Source organism: Rhizobium etli 8C-3 (assembly GCF_001908375.1).
Classification (GTDB): Bacteria; Pseudomonadota; Alphaproteobacteria; order Rhizobiales; family Rhizobiaceae; genus Rhizobium; species Rhizobium etli_B.
Map to the genome: position 1 here is coordinate 3,039,092 of NZ_CP017241.1, position 25,397 is coordinate 3,064,488.

Sequence of the window (25,397 nt, forward strand, 5' to 3'; positions counted from 1 at the left end):
TCAATGCTGGCCCGCGCCCCAACCCGCAGCCCAGGCCCTCTCGCCCGCGCCTTTGACCGCTTCCTTCTCAACCGGGCAGCCGTCTTCGGGCTATGCGTCGCAATCCCGATGCTTTTGATCATCCTGTCCTATCCGCTCTGGTGGCCTTTCCTGCCGAACGACATCGATCTTCTGGCCATGAACAGCGGCCCGACCGCGACGCATTGGTTCGGCACGGACGGCGTTGGCCGCGATGTCTTTGCCCGGGTTCTGGAGGGCGGCCGCATCTCGCTTCTGGTCGCCGTCGCCTCGACTGCGATCTCTGCGATGATCGGTTTCCTCTTCGGCGCCGTCTCCGCCCTGGCCGGCCGCTGGGCTGATGCGCTTTCCATGCGCTTCGTCGACCTGGTCATGACGCTGCCGCCCGTCATCTTCCTGCTCGTGCTCGCCTCGATTGCCGGTACCGGCATCTGGCCGACGGTGCTGGTGATCTCGCTGCTCTCCTGGCCGCTGCTTGCCCGCATGATCCGCTCGCGCCTGCTGGAACTGCGCGAACGCGATTTCGTCCTTTCGGCGCGCGGCATGGGCGCCGGCCTGTCGCACCTGTTGTTCCGTCACGGCCTGCCGAATTCGATCGATATCCTGATGGTCTATGCGACGCTGCAGATCGCCAATGCCATTCTGCTCGAGGCCGGCCTCTCCTTCCTCGGGCTCGGCATTGCGCCGCCAGCTGCAAGCTGGGGCAACATGTTGAATGCCGCCCGCTCCACCGCGGTTCTCGAACAATATCCATGGCAATGGCTCTTCCCCGGTGGGGCGCTGGTCCTTGCCGTGCTTGCCATCAATTTCATTGGCGATGGCCTGAGGGACGCCTTCGACCCTCGCGCCGAATTAAACTGACAATCGAAAGAAAGCGAAATGAGCAAATTCAAGGGTGTGGTTCCTCCTGTCGTAACGCCGCTGAATCCGGATTTCACCGTCGACTATCCCTCCTATACGCGCGTTCTGGAGCACCTGATCGGCGCCGGCTGCCACGGGGTCTTCGTGCTCGGTTCGACGAGCGAGGTGGTCTTTTACGACGACAAGGCGCGGCGCGAGATCATCGAACATTCGGCCAAGGTGGTGAACGGCCGCGTGCCGCTCATCGTCGGCACCATCGATCCGACGACCGATCGGGTCATCTCGCACGCGAAGATCGCAAAGGCCGCGGGTGCTGACGCCGTTGTCGTAACAGCACCCTTCTACACCGTTACCAGCCAGCCCGAGATCCTCGACCACTTCCGCTATATCCGCGACGCCGTCGACGTGCCGCTCATCGCCTACGACATTCCCGTCTGCGTCAACGTCAAGCTGCAACGCCAAACGACCGTGACGCTTGCCAAGGAAGGCACGATCATCGGCTTGAAGGATTCAAGCGGCGACGACGGCAATTTCCGCTATGCGCTTCTCGATCTCGCCGCGCACAAGGACGTCTTCCTGATGACAGGCTCGGAAATCGTTGTTGACACCGCGCTGCTGATGGGTGCGCACGGCGTCGTTCCGGGCATCGCCAATGTCGACCCGCACGGTTATGTCCGCCTTTGGGATGCAGCACAGCGCGGCGACTGGGCTCTCGCGAAGCAGGAGCAGGAACGTCTTTGCCGGCTTTTCGAAATCGTCTGGGTCGCGCAGGGCCGTGTCAGCGGCGGCGCCTCGGGCATCGGCGCCTTCAAGACTGCCATGAAACGGCTCGGCATCATCGATACTGCCTTCATGCCGCGGCCGCGTGCTCCGCTTAACCAGGCCGAGACCGCCCGGATCGACGAGATCCTGCGCGCGACCGGGCTGCTTGGCTGATGATCGCCATGCAACAGACCGCCGATCCAATTCTCGACATTCGCGGACTGCGGACGATCTTTCGCATCCGCGGCGGCGAGGTGACGGCGGTCAACGGCATCGACCTGACCGTGGCCGCCGGCGAGACGCTGGCACTCGTCGGCGAATCCGGGTCGGGCAAGTCGGTGACGAGCCTTTCGGTCATGCGGCTGCTTTCACGCAATATCGGCGCGATCGCCGCCGGGAGCATTCGCCTGAAGCGGAAGAGCGGCAAAGTGGCCGACCTCGTCCTGCTTGACGAGCAGGACATGCGAAAGGTCCGCGGCGACGATATCGGCATGGTGTTTCAGGAGCCGATGTCGAGCCTCAATCCCGTCTTCACCATCGGCGACCAGATAGCAGAGCCGATCCGCATTCATCGCGGGGCGGAGCGGAAGGCGGCGATGAATGCGGCCATTGCCCTGCTCGAAAGCGTTGGCATTCCCGATGCGAAGCGCCGTGCCGGCCAATATCCGCATGAACTTTCCGGCGGCATGCGCCAGCGCGCGACGATCGCCATGGCGCTCGCCTGCGATCCGGCGCTATTGATTGCCGACGAGCCGACGACGGCGCTCGACGTGACGATCCAGGCACAGATCCTCGATCTGCTCTTGAAGCTGCAGCGCGAGCGCGGCATGGCGATGCTCTTCGTCACCCATAATCTCGGCGTCGTCGCGGAAATCGCCCACCGCGTCGCGGTCATGTATGCGGGGCGGATCGTCGAAGAGGGGCCGGTCGGCGAGGTTTTCCGCCATCCGAAGCATCCCTATACGATCGGCCTGCTCGCCTCGATGCCGCGGCTTGGCGATGCAACCCGCATGAAGCTCGCCGGCGAAAAGCTCGCCGCCATTCCCGGCATGGTGCCGAGCCTGATGAAAATGCCGCCGGGCTGCGCCTTTCAGCCTCGCTGCAGGTTCGCGATCCACGCGTGCTGCGCGGCTGTCCCTCCGCTCGACGACGTCAATGCGCAACATAAAAGCCGCTGTATCCGCTGGCGGGAGATTTAGATGAACGAGCCTTTGCTTTCGGTTCGCGGTCTTGCGAAACATTATATCTCGCGCGGGACGAAACTTACGATCCTGCAGGATATCTCCTTCGATATCGGCAAGGGCGAGGTCGTCGGTCTCGTTGGCGAATCCGGCAGCGGCAAGACGACGATCGGCCGCTCGGTGCTGCGCCTGGTCGAGCCCTCCTCCGGAAGCGTGCGCTTTGACGGAACCGAACTCACCGCGCTGACGGCCAGCGCCATGCGGCGGGCCCGGCCGCGCATGCAGTATATTTTCCAGGATCCCTATGCCAGCCTCTCGCCGCGCATGACCATCGGCGAAATACTGACGGAGGGGCTGACGATCCAGGGCATCGGAAAGCGCCAGGAACGGCTCGACCGGGCGCGGTCGGCCCTTGAACAGGTCGATCTTCCGGCCGACGCGCTCAATCGCTATGCGCATGAATTTTCCGGCGGACAGCGCCAACGCATCGGTATTGCGCGTGCCTTGACGCTGTCGCCGGAATTCATCGTTGCCGACGAGCCCGTTTCGGCGCTCGACGTCTCCATCCAGGCGCAGGTCATCAACCTGCTGCGCGATCTGCAGCAGCGCCTTGGCCTCACCATGCTCTTCATTTCGCATGACTTGGCCGTGGTCGAATATATCTGCGACCGGGTGATCGTGCTCTATCTCGGGCGGATCATGGAGATCGGGGCGAGCGCCGATCTCTATGCCAGGCCGAAGCATCCCTATACCCGCGCCCTGCTCTCGGCGATCCCCTCGCCTGACCCGGATGCCAGGCGTAACCGGCAGATATTGCAGGGCGACATTCCAAGCCCCGCCAACCCGCCGAGCGGCTGCGTCTTCCGCACGCGCTGTCCAAAGGCGCTGGATGCCTGCGCCCGGACCGTGCCGGAACTGCGCGAAGTGGCTCCTGGGCATTTCAAGGCCTGCATTCGAGACGACCTGGATTGATCGGCAGAAGGAGCATTCCGTGACAGAAAAAAGGCGCCATCCGATCGGCGGGAACTGGGCAAGCCTTCTTTTGCCGATCGAGGCGGACGACAGCATCAATTTCGCCAAGCTCGGCGAGGAAATCGATATTCTGATCGCAGCCGGCGTCGACGGCATTTATTCGAACGGCACGGCGGGCGAATTCCACAACCAGACCGAAGCGGAATTCGACCGGATCCAGTCCATGCTGGCCAAGCGTTGCACGAAAGCCGCAATGCCCTTCGTCATCGGCGCATGCCAGCCGGATGCGATGATCCAGCTTGACCGCGTTAGGCGTGCAGCCTCCCTTCGGCCGCTGGCCATTCAGGTGATCCTGCCGGACTGGTGGCCGGTCAACGATCTCGAAGCCGCAGATTTCCTGGCGAGGGCATCAAAGGTCGCCGATGGGAGCCCGCTGATCCTTTACAATCCGCCGCATGCCAAACGCGTTCTGACGCCCCGGGAGCTCGCAGGTATCTGCATCCCCTGCCCTGATATCGTTGGCATCAAGCTTTCCGATGGCGGCGCGGACTGGTACGGCGAAGCGCGAAAGCACCTCCAGGAATTCTCGCTCTTCGTACCCGGCCATCACCTGGCGACCGGCATGAGTAAAGGCGTGGCAGCAGGCGCATTTTCCAATGTCGCCTGCCTCAGCCCGCGCGGGGCGCAGCGATGGACCGATCTGATTAGGACCGACCTCGAGGCGGCATTGGAAACGGAAGGCCGGATCTGCCGCTTCATGGACGAACATATCGTGCCCTTCCGCCAGAAGGCCGGTTATTCGAATGCCGCGCTCGATAAACTGCTGAGCGCAATCGGCAATTGGGGACCTGTCGGGACACGTCTGCGGTCACCATACCGCGGCATCGACGAGACGGAGGCGGCACGGCTTCGCCGGATTGCGCGCGATGAGCTGGGCGAGCTATTTTTTGCTTCCTAGAATATCAGTTGCACCTTGCACGCGGCCTGGCGGTCGCCGGCCTGTTCGAAAGCCTCCAAAGCGCGTTCGAGCGGAAAGCTGTGGCTGATGATCGGACGGATGTCGATCTGCCGGCTGGCGATCAATGCCACCGCATCTGCGAATTCGTCGTGAAAGCGTTGCGAACCGTGGATATGCAGTTCCTTGCCGACCAGGGCATTGAGCGGAATGGCGATGTCGCCGGTCACGCCCACCTGCACGATTGTGCCGAAAGGCTTGACCGACGCCATCGCAAAGCGGATTGCCGGTGCTGCCGCAGAGCATTCGAATGCAAGGTCGAAATATCCTTTTGTGGCTTCGTAGGGTGCGAGCGCGTCCTGATCTCTTGCATTGATCGTCTTGTCCGCTCCCATCGCGCTTGCGCGCCCAAGTGCTGCGTCAGCGAGGTCGGTGACGACGATTTCGGCAGCCTGATGATAACGCGCCGCGGCAACGGCAAGGCATCCTATCGGGCCGGCGCCGGTGACCAGCACCTTTTTTCCCGCGATATCGCCCGCACGTGAAGCTGCATGAAGGCAGACGGCGAGCGGTTCGGCACATGCCGCTTCGGCCGCACTGACCTCACCGGAAACGGCGACGCATTGCAGAGCCGGCACGACCAGCCACTGGCGAAACATGCCCTGCTCATGGGGAAGCCGCATGGCGCTTCCCATAAAGCGCATGTCGAGGCAGTGGATCGGCTGCCCACGCTTGCAATAGTCGCACGATCCGCACGGCTGGCTCGGGTTGACGGCGACCAGGGTTCCCTCGGGCAGGGCCACTCCGGCGCCCGCCGTCTCGACGAAGCCCGACGCCTCGTGTCCGGGAATGATCGGCTCGCGCACGCGCACCGGCCCAAAGCCGCCGTCCTGGTAGTAATGCAGATCGGAGCCGCAGATCCCTGCAGCGGCCATGCGCAGGAGTACTTCGCCTTCGCCCGGTTCGCGCACCGGGCCTGCCTCGACCCTCAGGTCCCGCGCTCCGTAAAGCCGGGCAAAACGCGTCTGCACAAGCTCGCTCCCCATTACTTCAGCAACCCGAGCTGCTGCGGCAGCCAGAGCGAGACCGACGGGATGAAGGTGATCAGGATCAGTGCGACGAACAGCGGAACCAGCCAGGGCAGGATTGCCATGGTCGTACGCTCGACGGAAAGCTTTGCCACCCGCGAAAGGACGAACAATACCATTCCGAGCGGCGGATGGAGCAACCCGATCATCAAATTGAGCGTCATGATCAGGCCGAACTGCACGGGATCGATCTGGAATTGCGTCACGATCGGCAAAAGGATCGGAACAAGGATGGTGATCGCCGCGATGGTATCCAGGAAGCAGCCGACGAAAAGCATGAGCAGATTGACGAGGATCAGGAAAACCCACTTGTTGTCGGTGATCGAAAGGATCGCCGTCGACAAGAGCTGTGCGGCCTGGCTGACCGTCAAGAGCCAGGCAAAGACCGAGGCCGCAGTCACGATGAAGAGGACCGAGGCGGTGGTCTCGATCGTATCGAAGCTCGCCTTGGCGAGTGTCGAGAGCGTCATGGTGCGGTAGCGCACCAGCCCCAGGAAAAGCGACCAGAGGACAGCCGCGACTGCCGCTTCCGTGGGCGTGAACCAGCCCATTGTCATGCCGCCGATGAGAATGACCGGCGTCATCAGGGCCATGACGGCAGAAAAGGAGAAATACCAGTCCAGCGCCAGAAGCGCGGCAAGCGCTATTCCGGTCGACACGTTCATCGACAACCCGGCAAGCATCATGAGGTAGATCGCGACGGGAACGAGCAGCACCACGACGATTTCCAGCGACGCCGACAGAAGCTGCTTGACATCGAAGGGTGCATCCGAACCCCAGCTCCGCGCATAGGCGAATGCGGCAACGGTCACCATCATCAGAACGGTCATGACGATGCCGGGCAGAATGCCGGCCATGAACAGGGCGCCGATCGAGACGTTCGCCATCATGCCGTAGATGACGAAGGGCAGAGACGGCGGGAAGATCGGGCCGAGCGTCGCCGAGGCCGCCGTGACGCCGACGGCTGCTTCAACCGGATAGCCGTGGTCCTTCATCGCCTTGATCTCGATGGTGCCGATCCCGGCGGCATCGGCAAGGGCGGTTCCCGACATGCCGGAGAAGATCACAGAGCCGATGATGTTGACCTGCGCAAGGCCCCCTTTCATCCAGCCGACGAGGGCAACTGCAAACGAATAGATACGCCCGGTCACCCCTGCCGAATTCATCAGGTTGCCGGCGAGAATGAAGAAGGGAACGGCAAGCAGCGGAAAGCTCTCGACGCCGGCGATCATTCGCTGGGCGACGATGATGTCGGGCGCAACGCCGTAGAGGACGATATAGAGCACCGAGGCGGACGCCATCGAGATCGCGACAGGCACGCCGATGACCATCAGCAGGAGAAACGAGCCGACAAGCAGGAGCATGTGATCAATCCTCGATTTTCTGGAATTCCTCGGGCCGCTCCAGAACGGAATAGCCGCGGCGCATATTGGCAACGAAGACCACGATGGCGCGCAGCAGCATCAGGACGAATGCGGCAAAGACGCTGTAGAAAACGATGTTGCGCGGCAGCGCGATGGTCACCATCTCCTCCTCGGCGACGATCTGCACATAGCGCCACATCAGGTAGCAGGCGTAGATAAAGAAGCCGATACGGACGACGTCGACGAAGCTGGCAAGGATCCTTGCCATCGATTGCGGCATGTAGTGGTAGAACACGTCCACCTGGATGTGGCGCGAGGTGCGCACGCACATGACCGAACCGAGGAAGACGACGCCGATCAGGCAGTTGATGGCGATCTCTTCCGTCCAGGCATAGCTGTCGTTCAATACATAGCGCGTGAAGAACTGCAGAAAGACGCAGCCGGTCATGAGCCAGAAGACGATCAGGGTGATCCAGTCCTCCGGGGCATAGTCGGAGGCTTTTGCGGTCGGAGCCGCGCCTTCGAAAGTATGGGCAATCTCGTCGGGAGTGATCTGGGTGTGGACTTCTTGCGACATGGGCAACATCCGTTTTCGCCGGAAGGGAGAATGCGGCGCCCGATGGCGCCGCATCCTTTGCGATTACTGGATAGCGCGGATGGCTTCCCAGTCGGACTTTTCATAGCCGAAATCCTCGAAGGCGACCTTTTCGGCAACGGCCTTCTCGAAGTCGGCCTTGTCGACTTCCGTCACGTTGAGCCCCTTCTCCTTGAAGGTGGCGATGAGGCCTTTTTCCCGTCCTTCGATCGTCTTGGTAGTGCGCTCTGCAGCTTCCCGCATCACGGTCTCGAAGATCGTCTTGTCCTCGGCAGAAAGGCTCGACCACAGGGTCTTGGAAACCACGGTGTTCAGATGATCGACGATATGGCCGGTCAGGATGATGTTTTTCTGAACTTCATAGAACTTCTTCGCCTCAATCGTCGTCAGCGGATTTTCCTGTGCCTCGACCGTGCCGTTTTGAAGCGCAAGATAGACCTCGGCAAAGGCGATCGGTGTCGTGTTTGCGCCGCAGGCGCGCGGCATCGCGAGATAGGCCGGTACGTCGGGAACGCGGATTTTGAGACCCTGCATGTCGGCGCACTTGGCGATCGGCTTGTTCGAGGTCGTCTGGCGCGTGCCGTAATAGCTGACGGCAGTGATATGGTTGCCGGTCTTGTCTTCGTAGCCCTGGGCAAGGCGCTTGAAGACATCGCTCTTGGTGTAGGCGATCAGATGTTCCGGGCCGCGGAAGATATAGGGATAATAGGTGACGCCGATCGGCTTGTAGTCGCGGGCGGCAAAGCTCGAACCGGAAATGATGATATCGACGGTGCCAAGCTTCAGTCCCTGGTTGATGTCGGCTTCCTTGCCGAGCTGTGAAGCGGGATAGACCTCGATCTTGTAGCGGCCGCCGGTGCGCTTGTTGATCTCTTCGGATGCCCAGACCGAATCCGTATGGAAGGGTTCGGACGTTTCATAGACATGGGCCCATTTCAGGACCGTCTGTGCATGCGCGGCAACCGTCGTCGCCATGATGGCGGCTGCAGTGCAAACTATCGTGGCCAGTCTGATCTTCATCGCTCTTTCCTCCCGAGCTTGCGTTAGGTCTCTGCATTTCTGCGGGCCGCAGCGCGGCCTTCTTCGTCGTCCCTGAAAAGCTCCTCCCCGAAGCTTTCGGAAAACCTCTTCTGCGATCTGTCGAGATGCGTCCGCATGGCCTGCTTGGCGGCCTTAGGGTCATTGGCGGCGATCGCATCCTTGATAGCGCGATGTTCCTCCATCGCGCGCGTCCAGGAATCCGGTCCCTCGAAATGGCTCGCCAGCTTCTCGAAATACGGCGTCATGCGCTGATCGTAGATCTCGCCGGTGAAGCGGATGAGCGCGGCATTGCCGACGATGCCGGCGATCGCCGTGTGAAAGCCGCGGTCGATTTCGAGCGCCGCATCGGTATCGTTCACAGCGCTTGCCATCTGCTGCAGATTCTCGTCCAGCACGGCAATGTCGCTTGGCGTTGCGCGCTGCGCAGCCTCCTCGGCAATCGCGCATTCGATGATGGCGCGGGCCTGCAGCAGCTCGAAAGGCCCTTCGAACGGTTCGCGCTCCGGCTGAGCGGGCTGAACGGTGTGCTTGCGCGCCACATATATTCCCGAGCCCATGCGGATATGCACGAGCCCTTCCACTTCCAGCACGATCAATGCTTCGCGAATGGTCGGACGCGAGACTGCCAGTTTTTCGGCGAGTTCGCGCTCCGGCGGAAGGCGCTGGCCAACAGCCAGTTCGCCCGTCGCGATCATCGAGCGAATTTGGTCCGCCACCTGCCTGTAAAGGCGGCGCGATTCAACAGCCGAAAACATCTAGCCTCCCTGGCGCGTTTCTCCTCAAACGCGCAATTGGCCAAGTGGCCTGACCAATTCATCCATTCGTAACACTGATCCTCCTGTGCGTCAATCCGCCGCAAGGGGGGCCTTTATGGACTGAAAGGCGGTTTTAGACCGTAACGTGCGGCAAGCACCCCAAAGGATCGCGCCGTCTCAGGGTCGAGTTCGACACCATTTTTCTCGCGGTCTTCGGCAACTTTCCATTCGCGGTCGCCCGGCGCCATGACGTTCAAGCCGTCGCGAGCCGGCGAATTGCGCAGCGTCTCCAGGTAGTGCGTCATGGCGGCGTCGAAGCGTCGTCTCTCCAGGAAAGCCTCAGGCTTCATCGCCAGCACGAAGGCACCCAGTCCGCGCGGCGTCGAGAAATCCGGACCCGGCATTGGCGCAATGTCGAAGCTCAGCTTCATTCCGGTCAGGACGGCGCTGAGGATTTCGGCGATTCCGGCCAAGCCGGCCCCCTTGAAGCCGAACTCACCGCCAAGCGGTGCCAGCATATCGGCCAGTTCCGGGTCGGTGGTATCGTAGCCGCGGCTATCGGAAGCCGTACCAGCCGGCAAACTCTTGCCAAGGCTCCTGTAAAGCTGCACGCGGTTATAAGGCACGGCGCTGGTGGCCATATCGAAGAGCCAGGGATTGTCGTTGACAACCGGCACTGCACAGGCAATCGGATTTGTGCCGTGAAAGCGCATCGCGCCGTCATGCAGGCGGACAAAACTGTCGGAATTGCAGAACGCAAAACCGATGAAGCCCCGCCGGGCAGCATTGAGCGCATAGGCGCCGGCCGGCCCGAAATGCGAGGAATTGCGGATGGCCACGGCGCCGACGCCATGGCGGGCCGCAAATTCGATCGCATGATCCATAGCCACGTAGGTGGCAAGCCCTCCATGGCCATTGTCGGCGTCGAGCACGCCGACGGCTCCGAATGCCGAAGAAAGTGCCACTTTCGGCTGCCGGTTGATGCGGCCCTCGATCAGGCCCTTGACGTAGTGCGGCAAAAGCCGGACGCCGTGGCTGTCGATGCCGAGCCGCGTCCCATGCATCATCGCCCGCGTCGCCCCGTCGCAGGTCGCCTCGTTAGCACCCGCTGCCATGAAGACGGCGCGGCAGAAGCGATCGATGGAAGCAAGCGTCGCCCTTGCAGGCGCAGTCGGATGTTCGGTCGCCATCGGCAAATCACCTTTCACCAGCGCTCGCTGGCTGCCCTGGCGTCGTAACGGGCTCGGGCCGCCAGAATTTCAGCCTGGTTCGATTCCGTCCACCCCACCAGCGCGCGAATGGTTTCGTGCAAGGTGCAGCCGAGGGGCGTCAGCGCATATTCCACACGCGGCGGCACGACCGGATAGACCGTCCGCTCGATAATTCCGTCGCGTTCGAGGTTGCGCAAGGTGGTCGTCAGCATGCGCTGGCTGATACCCTCGATGCTGTTGCGCAATTGCGTGAAGCGGAGCGTGCGCTTTTCCAGAAGAGCGATCACCAGAAGCGACCATTTATCGGCGATCCGATCGAGGATCTGCCGTACCTCGCAGCCTTCGCGCACATCCCATTGCAGGACGTCGTAATCCGCCTCGCTGCTGCAAAGGTTACTCGGTGAGTTTAAAGTGCCTTCTTTCATGGGACGGGAGCATGGCCTAGTTGTTTGATGGTTACAAGAGGGAACTGACTGACGAAAAGTCACTTGCCTCTTCATCGTCAACGAAGGATCATGTTATGTCCACGACCCTTTCATCTTCCCAGGCACGCGCCGCGCCTATGACGCGGCGTGCCGCAGCGACGCTGATCGTCCTTTGCGGCGCCATCTTTCTCGAGGGCATCGATGTTGCCATGCTCAACATTGCGCTTCCGGCAATCCGGGCCGATCTTGGTCTGACGACAACCACGCTGAGCGGCGTGGTGAGCGCCTATGTGCTGGGCTATGCCGGTTTCATGCTGCTCGGCGGCCGTGCCGCCGACATTTTCGGCAAACGCCGGGTTTTTCTTTCCGCACTTGCCGTCTTCATTGCATTCTCCGGGCTGGGCGGCCTTGCGACGGAGGGCTGGATGCTCCTTCTGGCCCGCTTCGTCACCGGCGCGTCCTCGGCATTCATGACACCGGCAGGCCTGGCGCTCGTTGCGACGAACTTTCCGGAGGGTCCGCAGCGCAACCGCGCATTGACCATCTACGCCTCCACCGCTTCTGCCGGTTTCTCGCTCGGGCTCGTTTTGGGCGGGTTGCTTGCTGCAATCGACTGGCGCTGGGTGTTCTTCGCACCCGTGATCATGGCGCTCCTCATCCTTGCCGCCGCGATCAGGCTCATTGCCGACAAGCAGCCTGGAACCACCAGAGAACGTTTCGACATTCCAGGCGCCGTCGTGCTGACGGCAGCAATGCTGCTTGCGGTTCATGGCGTGACCCGCCTTGAACATCTGGACCAGGGCTGGGCATGGACGCTCGGCATGTTCGGCCTGAGCGCGGCCCTGTGGCTTGCCTTCTTGCTGATCGAGCGCCTGTCGGGCGCGCCGCTCATACGTTTTGGAATATTCCGCTCCGGCTCCCTCGTCCGCTCCAACCTCGCAGCGCTGCTGTTTGCCGGCTCGTTCTTCGGCTTCCAGTTTATCGCGACCCTCTATCTCCAGGAACTGCTCGGCTGGACACCCATGCAGACCAGCATGGCGATGCTTGTGATCGGCATCGACGCGGTCGTCGCTCCCATCCTGACGCCCAGGCTTGTCAACCGCTTCGGAAACGACCGCGTTATCTTCGCAGGCCTGGTTCTTGCCGCCGCCTCCTACGCATTGCTGCTGCCGATGGGCCTCGACTGGACATATGCGGCAATCTTTCCAAGCATGCTTTTGCTGGGACTGGCCTTTTCGATCGCCTACAGCCCGCTGACAATCGCCGCCACCGATGGCGTTCATGAAGACGAACAGGGGCTGGCCGGCGGACTGCTCAACACCGCCTTTCAGTTCGGCGCAGCGCTCGGCCTGTCGGGTGCAAGTGCCATCGGAGCCTATGTTCTTGGAGAAGCTACATCTTCCGAAGCCCGGCTGGTATCGCTTCAAACGGCGTTGATCGTCCCGGTGGCAGCCGCCGTGGCTGGCGCGCTGATCGCTGCCACGGGCATCAGGCGCTGCCGCGATCTGTCCTGCGATCAGGCCATGCCATCTTAAGCCCGGAGAATGGCCGCGGCGCCAGTCGCGGCCATCAATCGTATCGCACATCCGCCGAAACCAGATGGTCCTCCGAGCCATAGGCAACGTTCGCTTTGGTCGAAGCCAAATCTCTTCAAAAGGATGCGGGATCGCATATCGGCAATTGCAGGTACCGGGAAAGTCCAGCCGGTACTGGCGGGGTTCCAGCTCGCTCGAGGCTCGCGGTGCGCGCCGCAGGTATGAGGCTCTCCCTGGCGGCCATGTTGAATCGCACGTCGTCTCTGCCGGCTACTTCGCCGTAGCCGTTGAGGTACTTCCCGAAGAACTTGCAAGGTTACTGCCGGACGGCTTTTTTCGCCCGATCCGCATAGGTCGTGCGACTGGAATCGAAGCCGCCGCACTTGCGATGCACTGAAGTTTCCGACTGACGCTGGAGTACATCATATTGAAATAGTAAGAAAGAAATTGCTAAATTTAGAAGAGCTGCATGTTATTCTACTCAGTGCTCCATGTAATATGAATCGGACGCTGCGGGGCAATTGGCCTCAGCCGATCGCGGTGAATGCCGAAGGACGGATTTCTGGCAGAAAATACGATGGACGAGGTTTTGACATGGTTGAACGCGCTCGGCCTTGGTCGGCTGGGGGACGCGTTTGTCCAGGCACAGATTGATTTCGACGCGCTTCGTCTCTTGTCCGACGATGACCTCAAGGAGCTCGGCATCCCACTCGGTCCGCGCCGAAAAATCCTCTCCGCAATCGCACAGCTGGACGAAGCCCGCGAACCGCATCAGCGGCCGATGGTGCCCGTGGAGCGAAGGCCGCTGACCATCCTGTTCTGTGACATGGTCGGCTCGACGGAATATGCCGCGCGCCTCGATCCAGAAGACTTCAGCAAGCTGACGCAGACCTATCTCAACCGATGCGCCGCACTCGTGAAGGCACATGGCGGGTTCACAGCCAACTATATCGGCGACGCGCTGCAGGCATTGTTCGGTTATCCCACGGCCGAAGAGGATGACGCCGAACGTGCAATCAGGCTCGGCTTCAGCCTCATACAGGCGATGCCGCAGATTGAAACGCCTGACGGATCCCGATTGGAGATCCGCATCGGGATTGCAAGCGGGCTTGTGGTTGTCGGCGATTTCGCTGGAGCACCCGCCGGAGTGTCGACTGTCGCCTTCGGACCGGTGCCAAACCTCGCCCAGCGGCTGCAGGCATTGGCCGCCCCTCAGACAATTCTTGCCGACCAGAAGACCCGCGACGCCGCCAATGGAGCCTTCGATTTTGTCGAACTCGGTGCGAAGTCGTTGAAGGGGTTCGGCGATCCGGTGCGAATCTGGCGCATCGACAAGGCGCGAACGCTGGAAAACCGGTTCGCAAAAAGGACCCACCTGACGAAGCTTGTCGGCAGGCGGGCAGAACTCGACCGGTTGCGTGAGCTTGCAGAAGGTATTGCGGCTGAAAAGAGCGGACGGGCGATCCTGGTCTCGGGCGAAGCGGGCATCGGCAAGTCGCGGCTGATTTTCGAGGCGCGCTCACGCGCTGCGCACTTCAAAGCCTTGACGCTTCAATGTGCGCCTGCCTATTCCAACAGTGCCTTGTATCCGTTTCTGGATCTCTTGAAGCGTCATGCGGGGATCAACGATGCCGCGCCGGCAAAGGCGAACGCGGAACTGTTGGAAGCGACCCTTTCCTCCTGCGATATTCTTCTTTCCCAAACGCTGCCGGTGTTTTCGCGACTGCTTGCAATCGAGCATACGGATTATTCATTGCCGGACATGACATCGAAAGAGCAGCAGACGATCGTGCGCCGCTTTTTCGTCGAATGGCTGCAGGGCATGTCGCAGACAGATCCGCTTTGGCTGACGATCGAGGACGAACAGTGGATCGACCCCTCCTCAGGCGACGTGCTGAAGGCGCTGATCGATGAAGTGCGGTTTTCGCCGATGCTGATCGTCGTTACCTCGCGCGAGGCAATGCTGCAGGCGCCTGCGAAAAATCCGTCCCTGCTTGGGCTCCGGCTGAGGCGGCTGACCCGCTTCGAAGCCCAGGCGCTTTGCCGCGTGCTGGCAGCCGGCAGCGCCATGACCGATGACGCCAGCGATTTCGTTCTCGCCAGGGCCGAAGGAGTGCCGCTCTACGTCGAGGAACTGTGCCGCGCGGTCGCCGACGGCCATGCTGCCTCCATATTGAAGGAAGGACCGGATGCTGCAGCGGACATACCGGTAACATTGCAGTCTTTCCTGCTCTCGCGCCTCGACAAGCTGGGGACCGGAAAGATGATTGCGCAAATGGCCGCTGTCATCGGCAGAGTGTTCAACATCGGGCTGCTTGCGCATCTTTCAGGGCTGTCCGAAGAGGCTCTGGTTTCGATCCTGGATCGCCTGATCCAGGCCGGTCTGATCGCGCCGCAACCGGCGATCAACTGGCCGAGCTACAGTTTTACCCATGCACTCCTGCAAGAGGCAGCCCAGGCTACCCTCCTGCGCGATCGCCGCCGACAATTGCATCATCTTGTCGCCGAAGGGATTGAAAAGCTCTATCCAAGACAGGCCGCCGAGCACCCCGAAGTCCTTGCGCAACATCTCGCTGCGGCCGGACTCTACCAACGGGCAGCCGATTGCTGGCTCACCGCCGGCCTCAAGACGGGCGCCACCTGGGCGAAGGTCGAGGCCGCCAATATGTTCGCAAACGGCCTGGAGTGCCTCCAAAAATTGCCGCCATCGCCCGAACGGGACCGAAAATGCCTCAAGCTCGAGCTCGAGCGCGGCGATGTGCTTTATGCCACGTTCGGCCATGTCACGCCCGAAGGGAGCGCGGCCTATCGCAATGTCATGTCCTTGAGCGAAAGTCTCGGCGATCCGGAAGCGGCTATCCGCGCGCTCGACGGGCTCTTTGGTACCGCCTTGAATTCGGCGAGATTCGCCGATGCGGAATGGGCAAGCGACCAGCTGCTCGATATGGGGCGCCAGAAACAGAATTTGAAAGCCCTCGTTCTCGGCATGCAATTCAAGGGCATGTGCCTCTTTTCGCAGGGCAGGCTCGAAGAGGCCCGGCGATATCTGGAGGAGGCTCTCGCTTACCGCTCGAAGGCCGATGAGGTCGGCAGCGATTTTCCGAACATGACGATGATCTACCTGTCATGGGCACTGCATCTGCTTGGACATCACGAGCGCGCAATCATGCTTTATCGCGAGGCCGAGGAGGATGCCCGCCACCAATCCGCTTACCGATTGGCTGCCTGGCTTGGAAACGGCTGTGTTCTGATGGCCCTGCGCAAGGACGTGGCCGCCTTGCAGGCAATGGTGGACGAGTTGGGCCCGCTGGCCAAGGCGAACGGCTTTCAGCTATGGGCGAACCTTGCATCGTTCTTTCAGGGCTGGGCGATGGTTCATGCCCATCACGACGGCCGGGGCCTGCAGCAGATGCGCGCCACCTGCGACAACCTCGGGGAGCAGCAGATAGACAAGCCCTGCTATCTCGGCCTTCTGGCAGAAGCAAACCTCGCGCTCGGCGAATTCGAAGGCGCCGCCGGCGTGGTCGACGAGGCGCTGGCACTGACCAGGAAGACCGGTGAACATTATTTTACTGCGGAACTGCTTCGACTTGGCGGCGTGGCCGGCCTCTACCTTAAGGGCGATGCCCACGCTGCCGAGCGCGCGTTTCGCAAGTCGGCAGCCTTTGCCCAAAAGCAGGGCGCAAAGACCTGGGAATTGAAGGCGACGCAAAGCCTTGCTGAACTTTATCGCTCAACCGGCCGCAAAACGAGAGTGAAACGGCGCCTCGACGCCATTACCGGATGGTTCGAAGGGCAGAATAAAACGGCGCGCATGTAATCTCCAGCTTGCGTTTGCAGCCATCATTCGCCGTTCCTCGCGCGCCGCGCGTTCAAGCCGCCCTTACCGATTGCGTTATGACCGAAGTCGTCTCTGACGCAGTTATCCTACCCCTTCCGGGAGGCGTGTTCTGGCTTTCCTTTCGTCTTGGTCGCGGCAAACTCCTCGAGCTGTTTCTCGCTCATGGATTCGACCATCTGCTTGGAAGCCCCCTTGAGTTCGCTTTTCGGTGTTTCGCCTCGCTTTGCGGAGAGGGCTGCTCCAGCCGCCTTCTGCTGTGCTTTGGATTTTGCTGGCATGTCGGTTCTCCTTTCCACGCTCAACTCGTGCCGAAAAGGATGGTTCCTGAGCCAGTGCCAAGTGCACCGGAGGAGCAGCTTGCTGACGCCGGCTTGGACGGTCGCGGAAACGTTTTACGGACGTTTTGGCTTGCCGCTTTGAGCTGCGGCGAGAATGGCGTCGATGAGGCGGTGAACCTTCAGTGCCTCGCGCCCGTTGACGCACGGCTCGCGGTTATCCTCAACGGCGTCGAGAAAATCGGCAAGCACGGAGCGATGATGGTCGTGCGGGAAGGCCATGGGATCGGCGCCGGCACCGCCTGCTGCTTCGTCTTCGATTGAGATTTCGGTTCCATCGTGAAAGGACGCGGCAAGATGTCGCCCGTCAAGGCGGGCCATGCCGCGCGTGCCGATGACGTCGATCTCGTCCGGATAACCGGGGTAGGCACAGGTGGTGGCGCTGACCGTGCCTATTGCTCCGCTTGTAAAGCGAATGGCCGCCATCGCCAGATCCTCCGTCTCCATGCGGTGCACCTTGCTGGTTGCAGTATAGGCTCTGACCTCGTCTGGAAGGCCGGCGATTGAAACAAGAAGGTCAAGTGTGTGGATGGCCTGGGTGAGAAGCACGCCGCCGCCATCGCGAGCCCGCGTGCCGCGCCCCGGCTGGTCATAATAGCTTTGCGGCCGCCAGTTGTGGAGACGCGCCGAAGCGCTGACGATCTCGCCGAGACGGCCTTCATGGATCAGTGCGGCAAGTGCAATACTGACCGCACGAAAGCGGTGCTGCAGCACGATGCCAAGCTTTATGCCGGCATGCTCCGTCACCTCGACCAGCGCCCTCGCCCGCTCCTGTGTGATCTCCAGCGGCTTTTCGAGAAGCACATGCTTGTTTGCTTCGGCTGCCCGCCGCACCAGCTCAAGGTGCGTATTGGGCGGCGTCAGGATCATGACCGCGGCTATCGACGGGTCGCAGAATATTGCCTCGGTATCCTCGCAAGTCGCAAAACCGTAAGTTTCCGAAAATGCTTGCCGCCTGGCAGGCGTCGGACTGAAGGCGGCAGCGACTTCCACCCTGTCCTTGAGATCGAGCAGTCCTTTGGCATGCGGCGCTGCTGCCATGCCGAGACCGATCAAACCGACGCGCAATTTTGCCATCTCAGTCTCCCCGCAGCCCTTATGCATGCATAAAGGAATGCCCGCATCGACCTCATTGTCAATGTCTCGAGCAAACGCGTGTCCATCGTCTTCTGCCAGTTTCCATCCCCGCCCTGGCGATGAGAAACCGTCGAAGCAACGGCAGAAATTCATCATACAAGTGCGTAGCTTTTGTATGTTGACATTACACCTTGCTGGTTCTAGCCATAGGGGGCCGGTTGGAGGAGCGGCAAGAATGAGGGGGTTCACCGATCCAAATCGAGACGAGCGCACGAGCCTCTATGGTGAGGTTGGAGCGTGCGTCATCGTGATCCCAATGGGACGCGATATCGGCATGTCTCAATCGACCTCTTCCATTTCCGGGCAGTTTCTCGATCGTGCCGGACCACCAGTGTCCGGAGGAGGGCCAAAGCTTGCTGGCCTTTCTTGTCGGCACGCAAAAAAGCGTACGGTCTCTGAAAATTAATCGTCATGCAAAACGGGAGGAGAGCATGAAAAACCTTGTTAAACTGGCGGCGGGCCTTATGGTTGCCGCCTCGTTCATGAGCGCGGCCAGCGCTCAAACAGTTCTGAAATCGTCCGATACTCATCCAGACGGCTATCCGACCGTCGAGGGCGTCAAATATTTCGGCGAGCTGGTCAAGGAGCGCACGCAGGGCCGCTATGCGATCGAAGTGTATCATTCCGCCCAGCTCGGCGAGGAGAAGGACACCATCGAGCAGGTGCGTTCGGGCGTGATCGAGCTGAACCGCATCTCGATGGCGCCGTTCAACGGGACGGTGAAGGAAACCATCGTGCCGGCGCTGCCCTACGTCTTCCGTTCGGAAGAGCACATGCACAAGGTCATGGACGGCGCGATTGGCGACCAGATCAAGAAGGCGTTCGAACCGGTCGGCCTCGTCGTGCTGGCGTATTATGACGCCGGCGCGCGGTCGTTCTATAACAAGACGAAGCCGATCAGCACGGTCGCCGACATGAAGGGTCTGAAGTTCCGCGTTATCCAGTCCGACATCTTCGTCGACATGGTGGCGGCGCTGGGCGCCAACGCCACGCCGATGCCCTATGGTGAGGTCTACTCGGCGATCGAAACGGGCGTCATCGACGGCGCGGAAAACAACTTCCCGAGCTACGACACCGCCAAGCACGCCGAAGTAGCGAAGAACTACTCGCTCGACGAGCACACCATCCTGCCGGAGGTGTTCGTCATGAACAAGGCTGCGTTCGACAAACTGACGCCTGAGGATCAGGAGATCTTCAAGCAGGCGGCGAAGGACAGCGTCGCCAAGCAGCGCGAACTCTGGTCGGCCAAGGTCGCTGAATCGCGCGCCAATGTCGAAAAGCTCGGTGCAAAGATCACCACGCCGGAAAAGCAGGGCTTCATCGACGCCATGGCCCCGGTTTACGCAAAGCACGTCAAAGACGACGTGCTGAAGAAGATGGTCGAGGATGTGAAGGCGGTGCAGTAGCCGCATCGTGCCTTCCTTTTTGTGCGGGAAGGCGACGTGCGCAACCGGGGTGGGTACTTACTCCACCCCGGTTCATCTGCCGTCTCGCGCATGTCTTCATCGTCCTCCCGACAAGGGAGAGTGAACGCCCAATTCGACGAGGTCCTTTATGTCGAATAGCCTGACACCCGCTGTCAATTTGCTGACGCGCCTCAGCAACGCTGCCCTGTGGCTCGCCGGCGCCGGCCTGGTGCTGATGACGGCCTTCGTCGCCTGGCAGGTATTTTGCCGCTACGTGCTGAACGATTCGCCGAGTTGGACGGAGCCGGGCTCAGTCATGCTGATGAGTTGGTTCATCTTCCTCGGCGCTGCCGTGGGCATCCGGGAAAACAACCATCTTGGTTTCGACGTGCTGCTCTACGTATTGCCGAAATCCGGCAAGCGCGTCCTGCGCATGATTTCGGACGTGGTCATTCTCGCCTTCGGCGCCGGCATGATCTGGTACGGCGGTGCGCTTATGAAGCTCACCTGGAACACCACCTTGCCCTCGCTGGGTATTTCCGGCGCGTTCGACTACCTGCCGCTTGCCGGCGGGGGTGTGCTTGCCGTGATCTTCTCGCTGGAGCGCATCGTGCTCCGCCTCGCCGGCGAACCGATCGACGAGGCACTGGATGAGGTCTTGCCGGCAGAGATTGCCGTCGAGATCGAAAACATCAACGCTGACCCGAACGTCAAATTGAAAGTGTAGCGCGATGGAACTCTGGATCCTGTTCGGTGTCTTCACCACTCTGATGCTGATAGGCACGCCGATTGCATTCTGCCTTGGCGTCGCCAGTTTTGCGACGGTGGTCTATATGGGCCTGCCGCCACTGGTCGTCTTTCAGCGGCTCAATTCCGGCATGAGCGTGTTTTCGCTGCTCGCCATCCCCTTCTTTATCTACGCCGGCGATCTGATGGTGCGCGGTGGCATCGCGAGCCGCATCGTCGCCTTTGCCGCTTCCCTGGTCGGCCACGTGCGCGGCGGCCTCGGCCAGGTCAATATCGTCACTGCGACGCTGTTCGGCGGCATTTCCGGTTCGGCGGTGGCGGAGGCCGCAGCCGTCGGTGGCCTGATGATCCCGCAGATGAAGCAGCGCGGCTATGGCGCGGACTATGCCGTCAACGTCACCTCGATGGCAGCGCTGATCGCACTGCTTCTGCCGCCCTCCCACAACATGATCATCTATTCGATCTCTGCCGGCGGCAAGATTTCCATCGCCGACCTGTTCACGGCCGGCATACTACCCGGCATCCTGCTCGCAGTTGCCCTCATGGTGACGGCCTACATCGTCGCGCGCTCGCGCGGCTATCCGACGGAGCCGTTCCCCGGCTTTGTCATGGTTGCACATCTGCTCGCTGTCGCCTTGCCCGGACTTCTGCTGATCGCAATCATCTTCGGCGGGGTGAGGTCCGGCATCTTCACGGCGACGGAAAGCTCGTGCATCGCTGTGCTCTACGCGCTGCTGATAACCCTCTTCGTCTACCGGCAGATGAGCTGGAAAGACTTCGTCCACGCCACGCAAGGCGCCGTGCGCACGACGGCAATGGTGCTTTTGATCATCGGCACCGCTGCCGCCTTCTCCTGGCTGATGGCCTTCCTCAAGGTCCCTGCCTCGCTGGTGGCCTGGATGAAGGCCGTAGCCGACGATCCATTGACGGTACTGCTCCTGCTCAATGTTTTGATGCTTGTGCTCGGCACCTTCATGGACATGGGACCGACGATCATCATCTGCACGCCGATCTTTTTGCCGGTGGCGCAGGCCTACGGCGTCGATCCGGTGCATTTCGGCGTGATCATGATCCTGAATTTCGGCATCGGGCTGAATACGCCCCCAGTCGGCGCGGTGCAATTCGTGGCCTGCGCGGTCGGCAAGATTTCCGTCTGGGAGGCCATGCGCTCGATCTGGCCGTTCTATGGCGCGGGCCTCGTGGTGCTCGGACTGGTCACCTACATCCCGGCTATTTCGCTGTGGTTGCCGGCTGCGTTCAAATAGGAGAGCGGACATGGCGGCCGATACAGCCCTTGATTTGAGGATCGAGCGAAGGCCGAAACTCTCCGAAAGCGTGGTTTCGGCCATCCGCGCGCAGGTCTTGTCCGGGGAATACGCACCCGGCCAGAAGCTGCCGACGGAGAGCCGGATGGGCGAGCTCTTCGGCGTCAGCCGCACCGTTGTGCGCGAGGCGATTGCGACCCTTGCCGCCGATGGGCTCGTCGAGGCGCGGCAAGGCGCCGGCGTCTTCGTCAAGGACCACCCGACGCTTGCCTTCGGGTCGATCACGCTTGACGTCGGCAACAAGATCTCGCATGCGCTTAACGTGATCGAGGTGCGCATGGGGCTGGAGATCGAAAGTGCCGGGCTTGCTGCGCTCCGGCGCAACGCCGCCCAGGAGGCACAGATCCAGGAAGCTTTCTTCGAATTCGACCGGCTGCTTGAGCGTGGCGAGGCAACGGGCAAAAGCGACTTCTTTTTCCACCGCGCCATCGCGGCTGCCACGAACAACTCCTATTACGTAGAGGTTCTCGATGCGCTCGGCATGCGAGCGATCCCCTGCGATGTCGCCTCGCCCTGGGGTACCGACAGCACGCTATCGCGCAACTATCAGGAAGGTCTGCAGCGCGAGCATCTGGCAATCCTGAAGGCGATCTCGGCAAGCGATCCGGAAGCCGCCCGCGCCTCCATGCGCGCCCACCTGACCGCCAGCCAGGAGCGCTATCGCGCGCTCATAAGCGGCCAGCAGGCAAAATGGATTTCAGGAACGGCCAAACGCAAGGGCTGATGCGACCGAAGATAGCCGGTGTTGAGAGGCCAAGCACACAAGCAGCTTCAAAGGCTGGCGGCCGTATGGAAAGGGCTGAAGCCTTGTGCGCACTCAACTGTGAATGGCTGACATAGCGACCATGTTGTAGTCTTGAGCCGGAGTGACGAGGACTGAGCGTGGAACGGAAGCTTGCTGCGATCATGGCCGGCGACATCGCCGGATATAGCCGCCTGATGGCCGAGGATGAGGCGGCGACCTATGCAGAACTGCGTTCAGTTTTCGACGACGTAATCAAACCGTCGGTCGAGCACCATGGTGGCCGGATCTTCAAGAGCGCCGGCGACGGGTTCCTTGCCGCATTTCCAAGCGTGAACGAGGCCCTTGATGCGGCGATCGGCATTCAGCTCGGCTTTGCGGAAAGACCTTTCAATCTGCGTCTCGGCATAAATCTCGGAGATGTCATCGAGCATGATGGCGACATGTTCGGTGATGGCGTCAACGTCGCGTCTCGGCTTGAAGCCATGGCCGAGCCTGGCAGCATATTTGTGAGCGCTGCGGTCGTGCGGAGCGCCGACCGGGGTCGTGGTGACCTTTTCCACAGAATCGGGTTACGGCAAGCCAAGAACATTCCAGAGCAACTTGAGGTATATGCCGTCAGGTTAGACGGCGACGGCGCTCACGGATTGACACGGCTCACGCGTGCCCTGCACCGGTCGCGTGGTGCGGTGCCCTTTGCGATTTTCCTGAGCGTCCTCCTGCTTGTCATCGCAGCAAGCCAGGTGCCTGGATTGAAGACGATGACCGAGACGATCGCCGACAGGGTTACTTGGCTCACCGGCGTCGGAGATATGGATCGGCGTCCCTCTGTTGCCGTCCTTCCCTTCGACAATATGAGTGGCGATTCGGGACAAAACTATTTCGCCGATGGATTGACGGAAGACATCATCACGGAACTGGCACGCAATCCCGAACTTCAGGTGATCGCTCGCAATTCGACATTCGCATTGCGTGGAGAGGCGGCCGATATCCGCGAAGTCGGCCAAAAGTTGGATGCTGGCTATATCGTGGAGGGCAGCGCGCGGCGCGTGGGTGATCAGCTTCGCGTCGTCGCGCAGCTGATTGATACGCGAAGCGGCGCTCATCTGTGGTCGAGAAGCTATGATCGCCGCGTCGAGGACGTGTTTGCAGTCCAGACGGAACTCACGACCGAAATTGTTTCGCACCTCGTCTCATATGTTCGCGAATCCGAAGTTGCCGACGCCTCAAGGCGGCCGACGGAAAACCTGCAGGCCTATGACCTCGTCCTTAAGGCGCGGGATCGTTACAAACATGGTTCGAAGGACAGCGAAGCGCTTCTTGCGGCGCGCGCACTCTATCATCGCGCGTTGGAGCTGGATCCGGGATATGCCTTGGCGCGAGCCCATCTCGGCATGACCTACATCATCGACATGACGCAGGGCGTAAGCGGGCGAGCCACGATGGCCGACGTGGAAACGGGCCTGAGCGAGGCGCGACAGGCGATCCGTCTCGACCCCACACTTGCCATTGGTTACCAGGTGTTGAGCTTCGGTCTTGCGGTCAGCGGCGATTATTCCGGCGCAATCCAGGCCGCGCGTCGCGCCGTGGAGTTCAACCCCAACGATCCTGACAGCCTGATGGCCCTGGCAAAGGCGCAGGTCCGTTTCGGCAATTATCGCGAGGCAGTCAGCAATGCCGAGCGCGCACGGCGCCTGCATCCGATGGCGCCGGAATACTACACCTACGTCCACGGTCAGGCACTTTATGCCGCTGGTCGCCTGGACGAGGCGGACAGCGTCATTGGAGAATGCCTGATCCGTGCGCCGCAGGATGCGGATTGCCTGCTGATCCGAACCGCATTGTTGGCAGGTCGCGGTGACGTGGCGGAAGCCCAGGTTGCGATGGCGCGATTGGTGCAAGCCAAACCCGAGTTTTCGCTGGCCTCCGAACGCGACTATCGGCGCTTTGGAGATTCTCCCCTGATGGATCGATTCCTGCAGGAACTTGCCCGTGCAAAGGCTCCGGAAACCGCCGCGCGTTCAGGGCTTATCGAACGGGAGAATGCCTGAGCGCGGCAGGCGATTTCCCCGCGTTTCTCCCTGTGGCTTCCGGATCGATCAGAAATCAATCAAGCCTTTCAATCCCCTTGCGCCTGCGATCGATTCCAGCGAGTGTACTTGCCGATAGGTTGTGGGATGAGCCATGGACAGTGCGCAGTGGGTTCAGCCGGTAATGATCGTCTGCAAGAAAAGCGGGCAACTCTACACGATTACAAATACCCGCGAAGCTCTCGATATGCTTCTGCGGTATTGGCCAGTCTCTGATGGCAAGGCATTTTTCGATGCCATGGAAGTGTGCATCGGCGTAGCCGAGGGAAGAGCGTCGAAAGAGCAAGCAAGGCAAGCCTTCATCGATGCCGCTCATGAGGCACTGATCCCTGTTGAAATTCCTGACGTCATCAGAGTGAGGGTCTGATTTCCGCGCCATTTTAAGCGGCTGGCTAGAATGCTTCGTCGTCATATCGCATTCTCCCCGGAAACGCTTGTTGTGAGTTCCCAAGGCTCGACAAACTTCATGATTCAGTGGTCATATCCGCCCGGTCTCGCAGAACGAGCAGGACGAACGGTAGAACTCTCAGTCCGTTATTCATACTTGGATCTTGGCTTATGCGCCGAGTAAAAGAAGACATCCGCACCGTCCCGACACCGATTGCGAAAGCCGGTTGGATATGAGTCATGCCACCGCTGCCAGAATTCCAGCGTAGGTCAGGTGATGCAATAGCTGATCTGCTCCGTGCGCAGCCCAGAATGCGCGAGTCATGATGTCACCAGAGTGCTGACGGGAATGAATGGCTTTCGCGTGGTCGATTGCATAATGGATTGCGAATTCGCTTGCTCCCAAACCGAAAATGATCCCCATGTCCAGCCCAAAGAAAACCAAAGCGGGGAAGCTACCGACGGCATGGATGGCAGCATGCACGTAACCCCCGGGATTTCTAATGTGACCCTTGCCCTCGAGCATCCAAGGCGGCTGCAACAGATAGTCGGCCACGAAATGCTTGACCTGCAGCCAGATCAGCAGACTGATAAAGGGAAATATATTGTCCATGTTGCGTTCTC

General features: G+C 60.7%; 23 protein-coding genes. 13 read left to right on the forward strand and 10 right to left on the reverse strand.

From position 1 onward, the window contains the following. Positions 1-3 precede the first annotated feature (3 nt). Genes AM571_RS15185 through AM571_RS15205 form a run of 5 tightly spaced genes read left to right on the forward strand, consistent with a single transcriptional unit; the run spans position 4 to position 4,752 of the window. On the forward strand, positions 4-879 hold the full coding sequence (locus tag AM571_RS15185) for an ABC transporter permease (RefSeq protein ID WP_074062124.1): 876 nt from the start codon (positions 4-6) through the stop codon (positions 877-879). An 18-nt stretch (positions 880-897) separates the two neighbouring features. Beyond that, on the forward strand, positions 898-1,815 hold the full coding sequence (locus AM571_RS15190; protein ID WP_074062125.1) for a dihydrodipicolinate synthase family protein: 918 nt from the start codon (positions 898-900) through the stop codon (positions 1,813-1,815). An 8-nt stretch (positions 1,816-1,823) separates the two neighbouring features. Beyond that, on the forward strand, positions 1,824-2,840 hold the full coding sequence (locus AM571_RS15195) for an ABC transporter ATP-binding protein (RefSeq protein ID WP_074063267.1): 1,017 nt from the start codon (positions 1,824-1,826) through the stop codon (positions 2,838-2,840). After that, positions 2,841-3,794 (forward strand): ABC transporter ATP-binding protein, encoded by a 954-nt coding sequence (locus tag AM571_RS15200; protein ID WP_074062126.1) that lies wholly within the window; start codon positions 2,841-2,843, stop codon positions 3,792-3,794. Between the two features lie 19 nt (positions 3,795-3,813). Then, the gene (locus tag AM571_RS15205; RefSeq protein WP_074062127.1) at positions 3,814-4,752 is read left to right on the forward strand and encodes a dihydrodipicolinate synthase family protein; all 939 of its coding nucleotides are present in this window, start codon (positions 3,814-3,816) and stop codon (positions 4,750-4,752) included. Here the strand turns inward: AM571_RS15205 and AM571_RS15210 are convergent. The 7 genes from AM571_RS15210 to AM571_RS15240 all read right to left on the reverse strand — a co-directional run bounded on the left by AM571_RS15210 (position 4,749) and on the right by AM571_RS15240 (position 11,228). After that, entirely contained in the window at positions 4,749-5,780 is a 1,032-nt protein-coding gene (locus tag AM571_RS15210) for an L-idonate 5-dehydrogenase (protein ID WP_074063268.1), read from the reverse strand. The genes AM571_RS15205 and AM571_RS15210 overlap by 4 nt on opposite strands. 14 nt (positions 5,781-5,794) lie before the next feature. Continuing rightward, positions 5,795-7,201: a TRAP transporter large permease gene (locus tag AM571_RS15215; RefSeq protein WP_074062128.1), complete on the reverse strand. Its 1,407-nt coding sequence runs from the start codon at positions 7,199-7,201 to the stop codon at positions 5,795-5,797. A gap of 4 nt (positions 7,202-7,205) precedes the next feature. Next, positions 7,206-7,778, reverse strand: a complete 573-nt coding sequence (locus AM571_RS15220) for a TRAP transporter small permease (protein WP_074063269.1) — start codon at positions 7,776-7,778, stop codon at positions 7,206-7,208. A gap of 63 nt (positions 7,779-7,841) precedes the next feature. After that, complete coding sequence (locus AM571_RS15225) at positions 7,842-8,816, reverse strand: sialic acid TRAP transporter substrate-binding protein SiaP (RefSeq protein WP_074062129.1); 975 nt, start codon at positions 8,814-8,816, stop codon at positions 7,842-7,844. Between the two features lie 23 nt (positions 8,817-8,839). Next, complete coding sequence (locus AM571_RS15230; protein ID WP_074062130.1) at positions 8,840-9,592, reverse strand: FadR/GntR family transcriptional regulator; 753 nt, start codon at positions 9,590-9,592, stop codon at positions 8,840-8,842. A 113-nt stretch (positions 9,593-9,705) separates the two neighbouring features. Then, on the reverse strand, positions 9,706-10,782 hold the full coding sequence (locus tag AM571_RS15235) for an Ldh family oxidoreductase (RefSeq protein WP_074062131.1): 1,077 nt from the start codon (positions 10,780-10,782) through the stop codon (positions 9,706-9,708). Positions 10,783-10,796: 14 nt separating this feature from the next. Then, a complete protein-coding gene (locus tag AM571_RS15240) occupies positions 10,797-11,228 on the reverse strand; it encodes a winged helix-turn-helix transcriptional regulator (protein WP_074062132.1) in 432 nt (143 codons plus the stop codon). A 95-nt stretch (positions 11,229-11,323) separates the two neighbouring features. On the opposite strand from AM571_RS15240, the gene AM571_RS15245 reads away from it, so the two are divergent. Both AM571_RS15245 and AM571_RS15255 read left to right on the forward strand, forming a co-directional pair. Next, on the forward strand, positions 11,324-12,763 hold the full coding sequence (locus AM571_RS15245; RefSeq protein WP_074062133.1) for an MFS transporter: 1,440 nt from the start codon (positions 11,324-11,326) through the stop codon (positions 12,761-12,763). A 577-nt stretch (positions 12,764-13,340) separates the two neighbouring features. Further along, on the forward strand, positions 13,341-16,583 hold the full coding sequence (locus AM571_RS15255; RefSeq protein WP_074063270.1) for an AAA family ATPase: 3,243 nt from the start codon (positions 13,341-13,343) through the stop codon (positions 16,581-16,583). A gap of 107 nt (positions 16,584-16,690) precedes the next feature. On the opposite strand, the gene AM571_RS15260 is transcribed toward AM571_RS15255, so the two are convergent. Continuing rightward, the gene (locus tag AM571_RS15260) at positions 16,691-16,882 is read right to left on the reverse strand and encodes a DUF3008 family protein (protein WP_074062135.1); all 192 of its coding nucleotides are present in this window, start codon (positions 16,880-16,882) and stop codon (positions 16,691-16,693) included. Between the two features lie 114 nt (positions 16,883-16,996). Continuing rightward, on the reverse strand, positions 16,997-18,016 hold the full coding sequence (locus AM571_RS15265; protein ID WP_074062136.1) for a Gfo/Idh/MocA family protein: 1,020 nt from the start codon (positions 18,014-18,016) through the stop codon (positions 16,997-16,999). Between the two features lie 491 nt (positions 18,017-18,507). Here AM571_RS15265 and AM571_RS15270 point away from each other — a divergent pair, with 491 nt between their 5' ends. The 6 genes from AM571_RS15270 to AM571_RS15295 all read left to right on the forward strand — a co-directional run bounded on the left by AM571_RS15270 (position 18,508) and on the right by AM571_RS15295 (position 24,753). Beyond that, a complete protein-coding gene (locus AM571_RS15270) occupies positions 18,508-19,482 on the forward strand; it encodes a TRAP transporter substrate-binding protein (RefSeq protein ID WP_074062137.1) in 975 nt (324 codons plus the stop codon). Positions 19,483-19,630: 148 nt separating this feature from the next. After that, positions 19,631-20,209 carry a TRAP transporter small permease gene (locus AM571_RS15275; protein WP_074062138.1) on the forward strand — a complete coding sequence of 193 codons (579 nt, stop codon included), beginning with the start codon at positions 19,631-19,633 and terminating at the stop codon, positions 20,207-20,209. 4 nt (positions 20,210-20,213) lie between these two features. Further along, positions 20,214-21,494 (forward strand): TRAP transporter large permease, encoded by a 1,281-nt coding sequence (locus AM571_RS15280; protein ID WP_074062139.1) that lies wholly within the window; start codon positions 20,214-20,216, stop codon positions 21,492-21,494. A 10-nt stretch (positions 21,495-21,504) separates the two neighbouring features. Beyond that, positions 21,505-22,278, forward strand: coding sequence for a FadR/GntR family transcriptional regulator (locus AM571_RS15285; protein WP_074062140.1), 774 nt, complete (start codon positions 21,505-21,507; stop codon positions 22,276-22,278). A 158-nt stretch (positions 22,279-22,436) separates the two neighbouring features. Next, positions 22,437-24,347, forward strand: coding sequence for an adenylate/guanylate cyclase domain-containing protein (locus AM571_RS15290; protein WP_074062141.1), 1,911 nt, complete (start codon positions 22,437-22,439; stop codon positions 24,345-24,347). 133 nt (positions 24,348-24,480) lie between these two features. Next, on the forward strand, positions 24,481-24,753 hold the full coding sequence (locus tag AM571_RS15295; RefSeq protein ID WP_074062142.1) for a DUF982 domain-containing protein: 273 nt from the start codon (positions 24,481-24,483) through the stop codon (positions 24,751-24,753). 258 nt (positions 24,754-25,011) lie between these two features. On the opposite strand, the gene AM571_RS15300 is transcribed toward AM571_RS15295, so the two are convergent. Then, on the reverse strand, positions 25,012-25,386 hold the full coding sequence (locus AM571_RS15300) for a DUF3307 domain-containing protein (RefSeq protein ID WP_074062143.1): 375 nt from the start codon (positions 25,384-25,386) through the stop codon (positions 25,012-25,014). Positions 25,387-25,397: the final 11 nt, after the last annotated feature.